The sequence below is a fragment of the Shewanella sp. 492 genome, assembly GCF_059338445.1.
The window spans coordinates 2647127-2663928 of sequence record NZ_CM181702.1 but is presented as its reverse complement, the minus strand read 5'-3'; the positions used below and the strand labels follow the sequence as shown (position 1 = coordinate 2663928).

General features: G+C 44.6%; 15 protein-coding genes. 9 read left to right on the top strand and 6 right to left on the bottom strand.

Going from position 1 to position 16802, the window contains the following annotated elements:
- The first annotated feature begins 121 nt into the window (after positions 1-121).
- Positions 122-2170, top strand: a complete 2049-nt coding sequence (fusA, locus tag AC5YBX_RS11800; protein WP_494521329.1) for an elongation factor G — start codon at positions 122-124, stop codon at positions 2168-2170.
- Between the two features lie 108 nt (positions 2171-2278).
- Here fusA and AC5YBX_RS11795 read toward each other — a convergent pair whose 3' ends face one another.
- On the bottom strand, positions 2279-3133 hold the full coding sequence (locus AC5YBX_RS11795) for a PA4780 family RIO1-like protein kinase (RefSeq protein WP_475514406.1): 855 nt from the start codon (positions 3131-3133) through the stop codon (positions 2279-2281).
- Between the two features lie 1038 nt (positions 3134-4171).
- Here AC5YBX_RS11795 and AC5YBX_RS11790 point away from each other — a divergent pair.
- Positions 4172-6340, top strand: a complete 2169-nt coding sequence (locus tag AC5YBX_RS11790; RefSeq protein ID WP_494523729.1) for an OmcA/MtrC family decaheme c-type cytochrome — start codon at positions 4172-4174, stop codon at positions 6338-6340.
- Between the two features lie 140 nt (positions 6341-6480).
- Here the strand turns inward: AC5YBX_RS11790 and AC5YBX_RS11785 are convergent, their stop codons facing one another.
- A complete protein-coding gene (locus AC5YBX_RS11785) occupies positions 6481-6957 on the bottom strand; it encodes a cupin domain-containing protein (RefSeq protein WP_494521331.1) in 477 nt (158 codons plus the stop codon).
- 238 nt (positions 6958-7195) lie between these two features.
- Between AC5YBX_RS11785 and AC5YBX_RS11780 the strand changes: the two genes are divergently transcribed.
- The 3 genes from AC5YBX_RS11780 to AC5YBX_RS11770 all read left to right on the top strand — a co-directional run bounded on the left by AC5YBX_RS11780 (position 7196) and on the right by AC5YBX_RS11770 (position 10334).
- Entirely contained in the window at positions 7196-7552 is a 357-nt protein-coding gene (locus AC5YBX_RS11780; protein ID WP_494521332.1) for a RidA family protein, read from the top strand.
- 213 nt (positions 7553-7765) lie between these two features.
- Positions 7766-8959: an NO-inducible flavohemoprotein gene (gene hmpA, locus AC5YBX_RS11775; protein ID WP_494521333.1), complete on the top strand. Its 1194-nt coding sequence runs from the start codon at positions 7766-7768 to the stop codon at positions 8957-8959.
- A 385-nt stretch (positions 8960-9344) separates the two neighbouring features.
- The gene (locus tag AC5YBX_RS11770; RefSeq protein WP_494523728.1) at positions 9345-10334 is read left to right on the top strand and encodes a 4'-phosphopantetheinyl transferase family protein; all 990 of its coding nucleotides are present in this window, start codon (positions 9345-9347) and stop codon (positions 10332-10334) included.
- 222 nt (positions 10335-10556) lie between these two features.
- Here the strand turns inward: AC5YBX_RS11770 and queF are convergent, their stop codons facing one another.
- Positions 10557-11414, bottom strand: a complete 858-nt coding sequence (gene queF / locus AC5YBX_RS11765) for an NADPH-dependent 7-cyano-7-deazaguanine reductase QueF (RefSeq protein ID WP_494523727.1) — start codon at positions 11412-11414, stop codon at positions 10557-10559.
- A gap of 60 nt (positions 11415-11474) precedes the next feature.
- On the opposite strand from queF, the gene syd reads away from it, so the two are divergent.
- Entirely contained in the window at positions 11475-12137 is a 663-nt protein-coding gene (gene syd, locus AC5YBX_RS11760; RefSeq protein ID WP_475514399.1) for a SecY-interacting protein, read from the top strand.
- A 114-nt stretch (positions 12138-12251) separates the two neighbouring features.
- Here the strand turns inward: syd and AC5YBX_RS11755 are convergent, their stop codons facing one another.
- Both AC5YBX_RS11755 and AC5YBX_RS11750 read right to left on the bottom strand, forming a co-directional pair.
- Complete coding sequence (locus AC5YBX_RS11755) at positions 12252-13025, bottom strand: Zn-ribbon-containing protein (RefSeq protein WP_475514398.1); 774 nt, start codon at positions 13023-13025, stop codon at positions 12252-12254.
- On the bottom strand, positions 13025-13360 hold the full coding sequence (locus tag AC5YBX_RS11750; RefSeq protein ID WP_475514397.1) for a hypothetical protein: 336 nt from the start codon (positions 13358-13360) through the stop codon (positions 13025-13027). Before AC5YBX_RS11750 ends, AC5YBX_RS11755 begins: the two co-directional genes overlap by 1 nt.
- Positions 13361-13475: 115 nt before the next feature.
- Here AC5YBX_RS11750 and AC5YBX_RS11745 point away from each other — a divergent pair, with 115 nt between their 5' ends.
- The gene (locus tag AC5YBX_RS11745) at positions 13476-13880 is read left to right on the top strand and encodes a DUF3192 domain-containing protein (RefSeq protein ID WP_475514396.1); all 405 of its coding nucleotides are present in this window, start codon (positions 13476-13478) and stop codon (positions 13878-13880) included.
- A 141-nt stretch (positions 13881-14021) separates the two neighbouring features.
- Here AC5YBX_RS11745 and AC5YBX_RS11740 read toward each other — a convergent pair whose 3' ends face one another.
- The gene (locus AC5YBX_RS11740; RefSeq protein ID WP_475514395.1) at positions 14022-14252 is read right to left on the bottom strand and encodes a DUF2789 domain-containing protein; all 231 of its coding nucleotides are present in this window, start codon (positions 14250-14252) and stop codon (positions 14022-14024) included.
- A 272-nt stretch (positions 14253-14524) separates the two neighbouring features.
- Here AC5YBX_RS11740 and AC5YBX_RS11735 point away from each other — a divergent pair, with 272 nt between their 5' ends.
- Positions 14525-15175, top strand: a complete 651-nt coding sequence (locus tag AC5YBX_RS11735) for a GNAT family N-acetyltransferase (protein ID WP_475514394.1) — start codon at positions 14525-14527, stop codon at positions 15173-15175.
- The gene (locus AC5YBX_RS11730; protein WP_494521338.1) at positions 15168-15482 is read left to right on the top strand and encodes an Mpo1-like protein; all 315 of its coding nucleotides are present in this window, start codon (positions 15168-15170) and stop codon (positions 15480-15482) included. The genes AC5YBX_RS11735 and AC5YBX_RS11730 overlap by 8 nt, the downstream gene beginning before the upstream one ends.
- The last annotated feature ends 1320 nt before the right edge of the window (positions 15483-16802 follow it).

The following is a 16802-nucleotide window of genomic DNA, read 5'->3' as shown; positions in this document are numbered from 1 at the left end:
CGTTAGCAATGATCACATTAGGGTGGCAGTAGCATCGATGCAGTCTCCACTTTTTGCGTGTACCCCATGATCACACCATCGCGCGGTTGTATCGGGATAACATTAACAAAAGGAGGCCTATATGGCTGAGTTCATGACGGAGCAGATCCGTAACCTAGCGGTGCTCGGACACACGGGGGCAGGTAAATCATCACTGCTCGAGGCATTACTGTTTAAGGGTAAAGCGTTCCCTCAAAAAGGCAGGGTGGATAAGGGCACAAATCATGCCGATTTCACTGCCCAAGAAAAAGATCATCGCCACAGCCTCGAACCCTCCTTTCTCTATCTCGACATTGACAATCAGCACATCAACTTTATCGACACCCCAGGTCTTCCTGACTTTTTTGGACGAGCACTATTACCTCTGCCAGGCGTCGAGACTGTGTTGTTGGTGATTAACGCCATCACAGGGATTGAAACCATCACCCAACGTGCCTTTGAAGCCGCAAGGGCTCAGGGCAAAGTGGTACTTATCGTCGTTAATCATATTGATGGTAATGGCGATAAACTTGCTGCCTTGTTAGACGATATTCAAACTAAGTGGGGCCAAGGGTGTTTACCGGTTAATTTACCTAATACAGATCTTGATAAGGTGATTGATTGTTATCTGCATCCCGAACCACAGCTGCAAGGTGAAGCGCTATTTCATGATATTGCCAGTGCCCGTGATGAGCTGATTGATACGGTATTGGAAGAAGATGATGAGTTAATGGCACTCTATTTAGAGCAGGGAGAGACGTTAACTCCCGAGCAGTTGCATGGGCCGTTAGAGATGGCATTGCGACGGGGGCATTTAGTGCCTATCTGTTTTACTAGCGCCGAAACTGAGATCGGTATTACCGAGCTACTCGAACTGATCATTAAGCTATGCCCTAATCCGCTGGAAGCCAATCCACCGCAGTTTTTAAAAGGATTTGCCGACAAAACTAAGCCTGTAGAGGTCACGCAAGCTGCCGATGATCATGTACTTGCTCATGTATTTCGGGTCGCGATCGATCCTTTCTTTGGTCGGATGGGCGTGTTTAGAGTGCACCAAGGTACGATTCAATTAGGCATGAAGCTCTTTATTGGTGATGGGCGCAAACCTTTCAAAGTCAGTAACTTATTTAAGTTACAAGGGGATAAACAGATCGCAGTGACCTCGGCTATCCCTGGTGATATCTGCGCTGTGTCTAAAGTCGATGAATTGATGGTGGGGGCGGTTTTACATGACAGCCATGATGAGGATGAATTTCGCATGCCGGAATTGCATCTGCCTGAGCCTATCTTTGGCCTAGCGGTGTCGGCCAAGCGTCGCGGTGATGAACAAAAAATTGCCGAGGTGTTGCATAAGTTGGTGGTGGAAGATCCCAGTTTACAGATCGCCAAGAATGAAGCCGAAGGCCAGACCATTTTGCAAGGGCAAGGCGATTTACATTTGCAAATCGCGCTCGAAAAAGCCCACGACCTGTTTAATGTCGATATGGATACCGATGTGCCCGCCGTTGCCTATCGTGAAACCGTGACATCGACAGCGCAGGCGCGTTATCGCCACAAAAAGCAGTCCGGTGGTTCTGGCCAATTTGGTGAAGTGATGCTGGCCATTGAGCCCTTGCCCCGTGGTACAGGATTTGAATTTGTCAGTAAAGTGGTGGGTGGCGCCGTGCCTAGCCAATACATTCCGGCGGTGGAAAAAGGGGTAAAAGAAGCGATGAGTAGCGGCGTCTTGGCGGGTTACCCTTTGCAAGATGTGCGCGTGTCGCTACTTGACGGTAAGCATCATAGTGTTGACTCGAAAGAGATCGCTTTCGTCATGGCCGGCAAAAAGGCTTTTATTGAAGCGGTCCAAGCAGCCAGTCCGGTTATTTTAGAGCCGATAGTGGAGATGAAAGTGCAAGTAGCGCAAGAGCACGTCGGCGATATCACCGGTGATATCAGTGCCAATCGCGGCATTATTTGTGGCACGCAAGCACTCGATAACAACAAGGTCGAGGTGGCAGTAGAAGCACCTCTGGCCACGGTGGATGATTATTCCACTCGGCTTAAATCGCTTACTGGTGGTGATGGGCAATTTTCAGTCAGCTTTAGTCGTTATGATGTGGTACCAGAGCATATACAGCGGGAATTGGTGGCTGGTGCCAAGCGTGATTAGTTAAGCCTATTGGTTGTGTTGGAGCATGGTTTTTACGGTGGGGTTAATGGAGATCCTGTGATGAGATAAGGCGTTATTACTAACGCCTTATTCTTTAACTTTGCCTCATCACAGCTCGTTAGCTTCTCTTATACGCTCGTGTTTTTCTTGTTCCTCTTCAAAGGCAGCTTGGATCTCTTCGAGCACTGAATGGACGTCAGCAGTATGGGTATCTTCTGCAAATTGACCGGTTAACTGGGTGTCAGGGGTCAATTTAGCTTTTTCATACAGGGCCCACATCTCTTTGGCGTATTTGGTTTGTTTTAGCTCGGGGGCAAATTGAGAGTAGTAGCCTGTCATGTTGTTAACATCACGAGCGAGCATGGCTTTGGCGTTATTATTGGCTGAGGCATCAACTGCTTGGGGCAGGTCGATGATCACAGGACCTGTGGCATCCAGTAATACATTAAACTCGGATAGATCACCATGGACTATGCCAGCACACAACATGCGGGTGATGTAACCCATCATGGTGTCGTGATCTTTTATTGCCTGCTCGGGGGTTAGCATCACATCATTGAGACGCGGCGCCACATCCCCATTGGCATCCGTGATGAGTTCCATTAATAACACACCATCGAAACAGCCAAAGGGAGTGGGAACTCTAATATCGGCGGCGGCACATTTATACAGGGCATCAACCTCGGCATTTTGCCAGGCTTGCTCTTGTTGCTCGCGTCCATAGCTTGAGCCTTTTTCCATTGCACGGCTGCGACGGCTATTTCGACTCTTTCTACCTTCTTGATATTGCGCCGCTTTTTTGAAACTACGTTGAGTTGCTTCTTTATAGACTTTGGCGCAGCGGATCTCTGTCCCACAGCGAACGATGTAGACAGTGGCTTCTTTACCGCTCATCAATTGACTGATGACTTCGTCGACGAGACCGTCATCAACGAGTGGTTGTATGCGTTTGGGAGTTTTCATTGCGTCGTTATACCTTACTTCAGCCTCGGATGGTACCTCTACACCAGTAAATAAGCCGATAGTGGCCAATAAGGGGGAATGTTTGTTACCTGTTTTGGTTATCAATAATGGGCGATTTTGTTAACGCTAGTAAGGGGCATCGATTTCATTCTGATTAATCATGTCTGTAAGCTTTACGCTATTGACGTAATTATTATCATGTTCACTTTTATGAACTTTCGAACACTCCTTATTCGTTTTGATGGTATTAGCATATGGTAGGTGACATATGTTAATAGCGACAATGTGATTTTAGTGGTTTGTAGGTTTTTAATGTTGTTTAAATGAGGCTTTTTATTTGGTATTGATTTTTATTTACAGTTTTATATGTTAGTTATTTTTTTGAGGGTAAAGTCATTATCGTCAGGTTTTTATTGCTAATTTCCTCATTGTTAATTTATCCGTCATAAAATTATTTATTGTTAAGTTATCAATTTTCAAGTTGTTTTTATTGTTCTTTACTATTTTTTGTCGCTCAATTTAATTCTTCTTGATGAGTTCTCTTTGTTATTAGTTGAGTTCAGGGGGGCTTGCTTGTTTTAATATAGCTATTCTTATGTTTTTAATTTAAAGCGCTGTATTTAATCGTTTTTATTTGGATTTTGTTTTGTGGTGTTGCTATTTTTATCCACGTATTGATATGTCATTTTTTATCTGTTCTATTTTTACATAGAGCTTGCTACCAAGGTCTTATAGATATTTATTATAAATTAAAATCAGGGCTTTTATTATTTTTTTTGTGAAAAATTTAAATGTGGTGGTTGTTATTGATAATTTTTAAGTTGATCACGGTATTGCATTTAACTTGGTATGATAAATGTTAATTCATTTTAAATTAAGGTTGGCTTAGTACGGTTGATTCACTTAATCTTTACATTTGTTTCAATTTAAGTCGTTAGTTGTATTTAACAGTATTTAAATAATTAGCAGGTAATGATTAAGTACCAACTTAAATAAAATAATAAATTTTCTATGTTTTAAACATAAATGGGAGAGACTATGAGTGAGTCATTTAATAAGTCGATTATTTGTGGCTTAGTAATTGCTGGCCTAGCGATGGGTTGCAGCGATGGCAATGATGGTAAAGATGGTCAAGACGGGACTAACGGCAGTGATGGTAGTGACGGTGAGAATGGCATTGTTATCGCGACTTCAGCCGAGTCATTAAGCTTAGAATATATCACTTATGGCTTCGATGCCGATGGGGTGCGTTCTGCCACATTTAAAGTGACTAATGAACAGGGCTTGCCTGTTGTTGGTGTGCCCTCGGTACGTTTCTTGAGTTCGCAATTGGTTCAGAGTGAGCAGGGCTACAGCGAACGACAGGGACTTGGCTATGAAACCTGTACAACCGAAGCAGATAGTTGCTTAACCGATCATAAAGACGGTACTTATACCGTGGTGAGTACCACCAAAATCGGCGAGTTAGATTTTACCGATAAGTCTTATGTATTTGATGAAACAGCGCCACAACGCTTTATGGTACGCGTACAAGCCTATAACGGTATTCCTGGAATTGGTAGCGTGCAAGATATTATGCAAGAAGTTGATTTTATGATCGACGGCTCTGCAGTCACCTTGACTCGCGCTATGGTGAGTACCGAAAGTTGTAATGCCTGTCATACCGATATCGCTTATGCACGTTACGATAGCTATTATCGTTCACCGCATTATGGCAACAACGTTGAAGCGTGTACCACCTGTCATACCACTGGCGAAAAAGACGGTAAGGGGACTATTGTTGAGCGGGCTCACCGTTGGCACAGTGGGTTACCTAATAATCTAGTCGCCAGTTCTTATGATTGTACTAGCTGTCACGTCACCGAAAATAACGACACATTGCTTAATGGTGATGAATGGCTCAGTAAAACCGCTAATGATAAGGCCTGTTTGAGTTGTCACAGTGCGGACACACTTAAGCATGGCAGTGATTTGCCATTAAGTTGTGCTAGTTGTCATGATGTGGCTGAAATGCATCTGGTTAAACAAGACGCTAAAAAAACTGCGCGTGATGCATATAGTGTCGATGTCACCCAAGTTTCGCTGGCACCAGTAACATCTATGCGTAATGGTAATACCTACGAAACGGCTGAAATTACTTTCACCATTAAAGTGTTAGACCATGCTGGTAAGCCTTTAGCTGTGTCACCTAAAGATGCAGGTTTCTTTGCGGACATGCGCGCTACAGTGGCATGGGACATGGAAGCGGGTTACCGCACTTTGACCACAGAAACTAAACCAGATGGTGGCTTGAGCCGTATGGCCAACCATGCGATTAACTACAAGTTTGTTGGCGTCGATCCCATCAGTGGCGATCCAGCGACAGGTGAATATACCTATGTAATATCTGGGGATTTAGTGGATGATTTGAGCAAAGGTAGTACAGGACTCATCATTCCTAATAGTACCGATAGCCAAACGGGTATTTTAGCCATCGAAACGACGTTGAAAGCCGATGAGAAAACAGGTCAGCCTGATGCTGATGGGGCCTTGACTGAGCGTTTGCGTTCAAGCTCAAGTTTCTTTACGTTAGCCGGACTGAGCGATACGCCGCGCCGTCAAGTGGTCGATAATGCCTTATGTGCTTCGTGTCATGGCGACCAAGCTTATGGGTATCATGGCCGTCGTAATGATCTAGAGCAGCAATGTGTAGCTTGTCATAACTTAGGTAACGCCGAGTGGGATAAGTACCATATGGCTGAGCAAGTTGCGCCGAAAGATACGGTATTAAACCATATCTCTTGGAATACCTTTGTGCATGCTTTACACGCACAAAACCGCGATGAGCAGAAACTGGAAGAGGGTGCCAAATGCCAATTTAAGTATCCAGCAAGGCTAAACGATTGTGCCCAGTGCCATGTGGATGGCAGTGCAAGCCTAACTGAGATTGAAAAAGCGAATGCGCTGATCACTCGCCACGATTATGTTGATAACGCTGATTTCTTTGCCACCAGCCCAGCTGCAGCAACCTGCTGGTCATGTCATGGCCCTTACGGTGGGGATTCATTGAAGGCCCATATGCAAAGTAACGGCGCCACTTTTGAAGTCAAAGTCGACAGTAGCAATGCTACATTTGACGGTGATGTCGTGGTCGATGTTAATTTGCCTAGAGAGTCGTGCTCTGTGTGTCACTCAACCAACAAGTTAGCTGAGTCGCATCAGTTTTAGTGGGTAGGGCAAGGTTATGCTTTGCCCTGATGCAGTAACATCATTTCCCTGCAAAGTTTGATGGTAATTAAAGTAAAAGACCCGATATTCTCGGGTCTTTTTATCTGTGCAGTATGTGGGCTTATCTGTTTAGCACTGTGTTATTCAGGGCGACTCAGGCGCTCAATAATGGTTTGGTGCTGCGGGTATTGGGCGAGTAGGGTTTGTTGACTAAACAACTCAAAATTATCGAAAGTAAACCCAGGTGAAACCATGCAACCGACCAGTGAAAACCCGGGCTGGTTCATCGCCGAGCCGAAAATGCAGCCTTTGGGTACTAAAAATTGTGGACGTTCACCCGCGGCGATGTCGAGACCTAACTGGGCCGTGGTTAATTCACCTTGTTCATCAATCATATAGATAGTTAATGACTGCCCCGCATGGAAATACCACATCTCATCAGAAGTTAAGCGATGAAAATGCGACACCTCACCAGTACGCAATAAAAAGTAGATGCTGCTCCACAGTGAGCGCGTGGCATCGAAATCACTTTGTGAGCGAAAAGAGGATCGATAGTAACCACCTTCAACATGTTGTTCGAGTTCGAGTTGTTGAATAAAGTCATCGGCTGTTTGCATGTAAAGTACCTATTAAATGTCTAAATTATGTAGAGGGCATAGCGTGTGTTAGTGGCATGAGTCATGCCATTTGCTTATGAGGTATGCTTGTACTGCGCCATTAAACGCGCTCTTAAAATACTTGTCAAAGCCAATCCCGCTTTGATGTTACTTAAGGCGCTATTTTTATACGGCCGCTAGCCCAAGTCAGTTAATGACATTACCATAGCGAGCTAATAATCGATTAAAGGAGTTATTAATGACACAGAGTATGAAAATTGAACGCCTCAATCCCACAACACGTTGGTCAGATGCCACTGTGTATAACGGTATTGGTCATTTTGTGGAAATTGCAGCCGATACCGACGCGGATATTGCAGGCCAGGTGTCACAGATCTTTGCTCAAGCAGAAGCGACATTGGCGCACATTAACAGCGATCATTCGCGTTTACTGTCGGCAACGATTTATATTACAGACTTTACTTACCTCCCCACCTTTAATGCACTGTGGGATGCCTGGTTACCCGCAGGGTGTGCGCCAAGTCGAGCCTGTATAAAGGCTGAGCTTGCCGACCCTAACTATTTGGTTGAAATTGCTTTTGTCGCTGCCGTTTAGCAAGGTTACTGTGTGCGACGGTGTCGATTAGCAGCGCTCTGTTTGTCGACATCCTTGGTGTTCTATCTTATTAAGTCGTGGCGCCTTGATGGCATTTTAGCGCGATAAGTTTAACTTACTTTGTCGAGGTTGTTTAAAAACATTGATCTAAATCAAATACATCTTTATTATCCGTAAAAATATATATTATTTACATGTTAAAGGTGTCGCACTATGTTAGATAAGCAAACTATTCAAATCGTCAAAAGCACGATTCCGCTATTAGAGTCTGCGGGCCCCGCGTTAACCAGCCATTTTTACCAGCGTATGTTTGAGCACAATCCTGAATTAAAAGATACATTTAACTTAGCCAATCAACATAATGGTGGTCAGCCAGTCGCGCTATTTAATGCGGTTGCGGCTTATGCGAAAAATATCGATAATTTAGCAGTGCTCAGCAGCGCAGTGGAGCGCATCGCGCAAAAACATACCGGCTTTTTAATCCAACCAGAGCAGTACCAAGTTGTTGGGCATCATCTGTTAGCCACGCTAAAAGAGTTGGGCGGCGAGGCAGTAACCGATGAAGTACTCGATGCATGGGGTCGTGCTTATGGGGTATTAGCCGATATTTTTATTGGCCGTGAGAGTCAGCTTTATCAAACTCGTGCCGAGCAAGCAGGTGGCTGGAAAGGGACGCGGGCTTTTACGATTACCGCCAAGCAGCAAGAGTCTGAGGTGATCACTTCATTTGTTCTCACTCCAAATGATGGCCAAGCGGTTATGGATTTTGTACCAGGGCAATATTTAAGTGTGCAGGTACAAGATAGCGATTTTGAGCAACAAGAAATTCGCCAGTATTCGTTGTCAGATGCCCCCAATGGCAGTAGCTATCGGATCAGTGTTAAGCGTGAAGTGGGTGGCTTAGTCTCATCTAAACTGCATGATGGCTTTAATGTGGGTGATGAACTGGCGGTGATCCCACCCGCGGGAGACTTTGTGCTGGCGGTCGATGATGACACGCCAGCGGTGTTGATTTCAGCGGGTGTGGGACTGACCCCAATGATGAGCATGCTTAATCAGTTGATGGGCTCTGAGCATCACAGCGACATCACTTGGTTACATGCCTGTGAATTTGGGGCGTTTCATGGTTTTAAGTCAGATATTAAGCAAAAAGCGGCTAGTTATGAGCCTTTAGCGGCCTATACCTGGTATCGCGAGCCAAGCAGTGATGACCGTATCGGTGAGGATTATCAGTTTACTGGTACTATCGAGTTGGACAAGGTTGCAGGCAGATTACTCCCTCATGCGCAGTACTATTTTTGTGGGCCTGTGCCCTTTATGGCTGAGGTAAAGCGACAATTGTTAGCACTTGGCATAGCGCCTAGTCAGTTGCATTACGAGGTCTTTGGCCCGCATCAAAGCTTGTAATTAATCGCTGCTCGATTGGCTAGATAAAAAATAGGCTAGAAAAATAAAGGGCCCAGCACGTTGAATACACGGCGCTGGTCCCGTCACGTATAGGGGAGCGTCGCTTTCGCTTAATCTTGCTTAAGAGCGCCATTTGTTTTATCTCATTACTTATTTTTATCCCATCACTCATGTTAACCCGCCACTGAGTTTATACAGCGTTTATACCGCCGCTTAATGTAGAGCATCGAGAACACGAGGGAGATGAAGGCAAGGGGAAGTTAAACGTATTAACCTTTCGGTGTGCTTAATCCTTAATTAGTGCTTTTTGCTGCAAACTCATCGCGATTAATGCCACCGGAGGAGGTTATACTAGGGCATATGTTCTCTCATGGTGTTTGCTATCGTGTCCGCATTTGCTTTATCTCAGCCTTTATCGGCAGTGACCCTCTATTTTTGTGATTTGGCGCCTCAAGGGGTAAGGCAAACACAGTTGCAGCAATTGCGCTTTTGGCTACCTGATGACGAGCAAGCCAAAGCCGACCGCTTTATACAGCCTGATGCGCGCGTGAAAGGCTTACTGGTACGCAGTTATTTACGCGCTATATTGTCGCTGTACGCCCGTGACATGGGAGTTGAAATTGCTCCTTCGCAATGGGAGTTTACTTACCTTGATAAAGGTAAGCCTGTGTTGTCCGCGGCTTGTTTCGCCCGTTGTCCGTTATTGTTCAATATCAGCCACAGTGGCGATTATCTGCTGGTGGCCATCGCTCATGCTAACCACTGGCTCTCGCTTGGGGTTGATATTGAGCGCCAACGTGAGAGCACCAATATCTACCCTATTTTAAATCATTATTTCACTCGTGATGAAACCGATAGCCTACTGGATTTACCGCTGGCGCAGCAACGAGCCCGCTTTTTCGATCTGTGGGCGCTTAAAGAGTCATATATCAAGGCTAAGGGCTTGGGGCTAGCATTATCACTTAAATCCTTTAGTTTTGCCTTTGACTCGCGACAGCATGATGATGTTATGAATGCTGAATCAACTTCACTACCAAGGGTTACTCAAACTGAAAATATACAGATAGTTGCTCACCAACAGGACTCAGCGCCAGATAGTCAGTTGCAAGTCGATAATCAAGCGTGTGCAAGCCGTGCTTTACGTGAGGGGATGCAAGCTCAGATTGAGCGCAATATTACCTTGTCGTTTCATGATGAGCAGGGGAAACGGTCGAGCGACAGTTGGCAGTTGGTGTTAGGCCACTTAGATGCGCAGTATCGCTTTGCACTAAGCCTTGAGCGCGCTAAGGCTACAGATGCTCAATCTGAGGCTAAAGACAGACCGATGCTGCTGGCAAGGCATCTGAACGTGCAGCAATTATTACGCTGTTCTTAAGCTCTTTATCATGGGTGTGTTTGTTAGTACGCGGCATTGGCTGTGCGTGAATTCTGTCGCCAAGGATCTAGCGAGTGTTGGATACTGGTGTGGAGTAGAGTAGTAAAAAAGCCCGTTAGTCATACGGGCTTTTTATAAATCAAATCGTTGAGTAGTCACGTCGTTGGGTAATAACCGTCACGGTTATTGGCTTCTCGCTTTTGCTAGCAAGCGGCTAAGTGACTATTGGCGCGCGAGGCGATGGCTCTCCGGTGGATTTTCAAAGTCGCTACGATAAGGGTTAATGTCGAGCCCTCCTCGGCGAGTATAGCGAGCATACACGGTTAATTTAGCGCAGTGGCATAACTTTTTGAGATCCACAAAAATACGCTCAACGCACTGTTCATGAAACTCGTTGTGCTGACGAAACGAAATCAAATAACGCAGCAGTTTTTTACGATCAATCTTAGGGCCTTGATAGCGAATCATCACTGTGCCCCAGTCCGGTTGTGAGGTGATTAAACAGTTGGACTTGAGCAAGTTTGAGGTTAAGGTTTCTGCGACAATACTTTTGTCATCGGTGCTGTCGATAAGGTAGTCGCTGCTAAAATCATAATCATCGACTTCGATATCTAAATCATCGATGCAGGTACCGGGAAGCTCAACGATTCTTTGGCTACCAAAGTGCTTTGGCTCGATAATTTTAACCGAGATTTCTCCTTGAGCACATGCGCAAAGATCGTCAGTTAATGTCTGCTGCACCTGTTCAATGCTGTTGAATTTAGTTTGGTTAAAACTATTGAGGTACAGCTTGAACGACTTAGATTCGATTAAGTTGGCGCTATTCACATCTAAGCAGAACTCGGCAATGGCAACCATGGGTTTACCTTTGGCATTGAGCCATGAAAGTTCATAACCTGTCCAAATATCGGCCCCATGAAATGGCAATTGATGGCCTAAATCAATGGCATCACGATTAAGTTTACGCGGCACGCCCTGTAATAAATTGGCATCGTACTGTGCTTGGTAGCCCGTCGATTTACCTAAGGTTAATTCTGCAAGGGCGGGAGCATCACTGTATGGGTCATGAACTGGTGTCATCGAGTGGATTTCCATGTCAAAATAGCCTTACATTATACTCAAATTTTGGACTGCTGCTAAGTGTCTTCTTTACCTGCTTTAGATAATTTTTTTGACGTTTACCACCAAAGTTATATTGAAAAGCTAGCTGAACCGCCTAGATATTACCCTGAAGGTGAAGATTCTGAGTGCATTTTAAGCGAAGATAAAGCCCATGTGGTGAATCGTCCAGAGGTTGCTGTGCGTTGGCTGGCTGTTGAGCGGCAATCCCCCGGCGGCTTTAATAATATTGAACATGCCTTAGAGTTGAGCCTGCATCACAGCATAAATGCCTTTTATGGGGCTTACTATGCGGCGCCGTTAATGTTTGATTCTGCCTGGGGGCAAGGCGAACTGCTACAGGTGTGGAACCATCAAGATTTTGAATATTTACAGCAAAACTTGATTGGGCATTTAATGATGAAGCAAAAATTGAAACAGAGTCCCACCTGGTTTATTGGTGTGCTTAACGAAGGCGATCAGATGTTGGTGGTCGATAATAATGACGGCAGTGTCTGGCTGGAGATCCCTGGGCAGGTGCCTCATCAACGGTTAGCCGAGAGTTTAAATGAGTTTATCGATGCGTTATCTCCCAGAGTATGCCCGCCGGTTAAGCATATTGAAGAGTCTCTGCCCGAGCTTGACCATCCGGGGATATGGCAGCGGATTAAAACCATGTGGGCCAATCTCAGAGGTAAAAGCTAAAGGTTTATGTTGCAGGCTAACGTTAACAGTACTGCTAAGTCAATCTGGCTCATCAATGTATGCCCCATTGATGAGCCTGTTGAGGTGAGTTCACTAAAGCTATTTTTTAAATAGTTAAAGGTGATCCCATGAGATGTTAGAGACAATACGGCAGTCATCACACCGAAAGTGGAACATATCTAATAAGGGCTCATCGAGTAACCAGTCTTGATTGCCACAGCGCGGGCATGGCCGTTGTTGCTCAGACGCTAAACTTTCGCCCCCAACGCGATATAAGTAATAGTAGGTGGGGATGTGTGTTAGGTATTCAACGCGGCCGCGCAGATCCCAACCTCGTCTAAACAGGTCGCTGTCGCTCGAGGTTAACTCTTCAAGTGCGGCAAATTCGGCTTTGGTGGCCGCAGCCATCTGCAGTTCATCACAGGCTTGCCATTCAGTTTGCCATTTAATGATACGTTTATGATCGCCATTAAAGGTGGCTGGGATCTGGTATAGCGGGATAGGTTGTAAGGTATCACCGTTGCGAAGTGGGGAGCACATATGCACGTAACTGGTGTAAATTAGCTGCCAACTGGGCGTCTCTGTACTGGTCACTTCTGAATTGATATCTTGGCCGATATACTTTTCGCGAGGGTGCAACAGTTTTGCTTCGGTCAGCTGAGCTAAGGCGTGCTCGACCCATGGGCTATTATAGCGTTTTGCTAGGCTGCTTTTTTCTGGCATCAGCAGACGTACGCGAAATTCCCCGTCATTAAATGCCACGGCAAATTCGCGCCCAAGGACTTGGCCGTTAGCACGGTAAGCTTCGAGAAGCCCATTGATAGCCTGTTCTGCTGCGGTGATGGTGGTGTTATCGAAGCATTCAAATCTTAATTCCACGACGTGCATTAATGGTTATCTCGCTGTGTGAGTTTGGCTTCTAGGGCGGAGATCCTATTGATTAACTCCTGTTGCTGTTGTGTTAAGGCATGCACTTGTTGCTGCAATTGCGCTAAGGCGGTCTCGGCACTGGCGGACTGCTCTACCACGGCGGGCAGGTGATAGCTTGCATCAAGCGCCGCCACTTCTTCCTTAGATAACGCCTTAAAACGTTGTATGCCTTGAATGAGCACTGGCATAGGCAATGCGTTTCCCAGCTTTGATTTTATCAGTGCCAGACTAGGTGTCTTGCCGGAGTCGACAATCGCTTTTGCCACTGCAACGACCTGTTCGATCGGAGTCATAATGAGTGAAATTCCTTACTTTTTAGCAATTATGGTATCCATTAAAAGAACCGACCAAATAAAAAACATTATTATTCATATAGATAGTTGTTTGGCATGCACTTTGCTGTAATTAATGTCGATTATAATAGATAAACAGGGAGTTAAAGTGAAAACAAAATTACTGAGTTTGATTATTTTGACAGCATCAACCATTGGAATGTCAGGTTGTGTGATCAATATTGGCGACGAAGAGGGCGGCTGGGATAAGGGCCATAGCTGGCAAGCCACGCAAGCACAAAATCGGGAAAATTTGTCGAAGTTGGCCATCGGCATGAATAGAGAGCAAGTGATTTCACTAATGGGCACGGCTGATTTTACTGAAGCCTATGTTAAACAAGGCCAAGAGGTCGCCATACTCTATTATCGTACCCAGCGCATCAGAGGAGATGGTACGACTACTAAAGATGAATGTACGCCGATAGTCTTAGCCGATAACAAGGTTACTGGTTGGGGCGATGCGGCCTATGCTAACCTCTAAGCATGGCTACTCAGTTAAAGGGTTAATCATCTTGATCCCGCTATACGTCACATGGCGAAATGATAAAGGCCATAACGACTATTAGACACTTGGCTCGTTATACGATATCGAGCCAAGTCTATCTACTCTTTACCTGCAAGTTTATGCTCTTAACTGCGCATCTAGCTGATCGATCACCTCTGTCCACTGCGCATCTTCTTCGAGTGATTCTTTAATAAAATGGCGTTGAGATGGGTTCCAAAAGTCGGCGTTAGCAATATGGATATTGTCTGCCATTTTGTGTTGCGCAATAAAGTCTGCTATCGCCTGATCGCTATTAGGTAGTCCTAGCTGTGCAAATAAACTATTGAGATTGGGTGTAGTGATATCCATTTTGGGCTCCTTAATTAATATCGAATCAGTTCATTGAGTATGGAACAAAATGATTAAGTTACTGAAATATTATGAACCTGTTTGTCAGTACCCTATGCACTGTAGCCTGCAGCGCGTAATCAGTATGCCAGTAAATTATCTACTGAAAATTTTTATTACATTTCGAAGTGGATGCAGATATTAGTCAGATTAGGCGGACAAAGATTATGCTTTGCACTAATTAACACTTTTGTTACATTGGAAAGGTTGACCGCTAATTTGGACATTCAGAAATGAATAGCAAAGCCCCCATACAGACCCTCAATGGCTATAAGGCTGTATATTTAACCGCTGAAGATCTTCGCATCGCCGCTTCCATCTTATATAACGCTTACCATGATGATGCTTTTTTTATGGCCGCTTTATATCAAGGCGACAAAGCGCAATATGAACAAAAGTTGCGCGGGGCAATTCGCGAAGAATTACATACATTGTGGCAAGAAGAGCAAGCGTTAATTGGCCTGTTTGATGATCAAAGACTTGTTGGGTTAGTGTGTATTGTGACTCAGCAAGTGCCTCTGGGTGAAGCACGATATTGGCATTGGCGACTAAAAATGTTAATCAGTACTGGCTGGCGCTCAACTCAAGCGTTAATGAACAAAGAAGACTCCATTCTAGAACACTTACCCAGTACTCATTGTGGTATCTTGCAATTTATTGCGTTGACACCAACAGAACAAAATAAAGGCTTAGGAGTGTGGTTAGTCGAGGCGGTGATTAGTTGGTGTGATGAACAACCAAAGCTTGATGGCATTGGTGTGTTTGTAACCGAAGATAAACATGCTCATCTGTTTTCCAAACTGGGGTTTGCCGCAATAGAAAGCTTGGATATCGACGGTGTAGAGGGCGAACTGTTATTTTATCGCAGCGCCGAAAGTGAATAAGCCTTTACACCGTTTTAGCGATTTTTACCCGTTTTATTTATCACAACATCAGCATCCTATGTGTCGTGCGCTGCATTATGTTGGTAGTACTTTGGTATTACTATTAATCGCCTTAGCAATCTCACTGGGTAACGTTTGGGTGTTATTACTGCTTCCTATTGTGGGCTATGGTCCAGCTTGGCTAGGACACTATGCTTTTGAGCATAATCGCCCCGCGACGTTTACTCACCCAATATACAGTTTTTTGGCAGATTGGCTGATGTTTACGCAGTGGGTAAAATCGTTATATAAAATTAAACCCAAATAACAAGAATAGCTTGGGCTAATGGCTTTTATCGAGCGAATTGCTTTGTGGCGGTTAACTCCTTATCTCTCATCTAGATGTAAGAGATCTCTTACAATGATGTGAGTGATTAACTTTTTCATTGAGTGTTTTATGGGGTTTTTACATAGTAAGCTTTTATAAAACAATGGCTTAAATTATATTTTTTTGCAGGTTATCCCTAGCATGTTGAGTATGATTGTTTTTATCATCGTACGCTAGAACAAAGCTTGGCCTTATAATAACCGCAGTTAAGGAATTGAGCTTAAGTCACACCTTAAATGACTTCAGGATGAAGTGCTTGGGACATGGTGATGGATGGAGTCAGGATGCACTCTAGTGACATGGGATGTGACAATAAGGAATAACGACTTAAGTCTTTAGTACAAGGATTGTCTTGCTGGATGCACCAATGCTTAATGGAATGAGCGGTTCAGTTAAACGGAATAATTGAACTCAGGAAAAACAGCTAGGATGTTAAAGGATCTGTTTGGAGCTGGCAGGATGCCGCAGCATTAGGGATGAAGCAGGGAGCAGTGTGATAGCAGGAAGGCTAACAAAAGTATACTAGGCGCACTTTTTAGTGCGCCTTTTTCTTTGGTTAAATATAGGCCTGCTCTCGTCATTGCATGTTGGCCTTCTCGAGTTAACAGCTGCTATGTTGTTAACATTTATTGGTGTATAAACCCACATCTGCTCGTGATCTTGTGAGCTATCTCTTACAACAGCGTAAGACTTTGGGGAGTTACCACTAGATAAAAACTCATCTTTGATTTTAATTTTCAATTTTTTCATACGGTTATTAACGGTTTGGCTGGTTAAGATAGCTTGTTATGGCAATGCTAATGGTTATTACCGGTCAAAATATTTCTCGGTGTTTTACAATTGATCGTGTTCAAGGATGAATGCTTATGGACAATGAATCAGGATGATTCAGTGCTGTTAGGATTGATAGCATACTAGGAGTGGCAAGGATGTAGCGCTCAGGATGAGTGCAAGCAGACTAAGGAAGGCCGAATATTCATGGATGAACGCGCTCTGCCTAGGATGGCAGTAGACACGGAGTGTGTAGCAAGGAAGCACAAGGACGACAAAGGACATGCTTAAGGAGTAAGCAAACTTGGTAAAAGGATGACCAAGTAAAGGGACAGTACGTCAAGTACAAGGATGCAAGGGATACAGGGAAGAGGCAAGGAGCAATTCGAACCCATGGATGGTGCAGGGAGCACAGGCATAGCAGGATAGCTTAGCGAAAGACACAAGGCGCGACTCTTTATTGAGCCGCGCTTTTTTTTTGGAGACTTT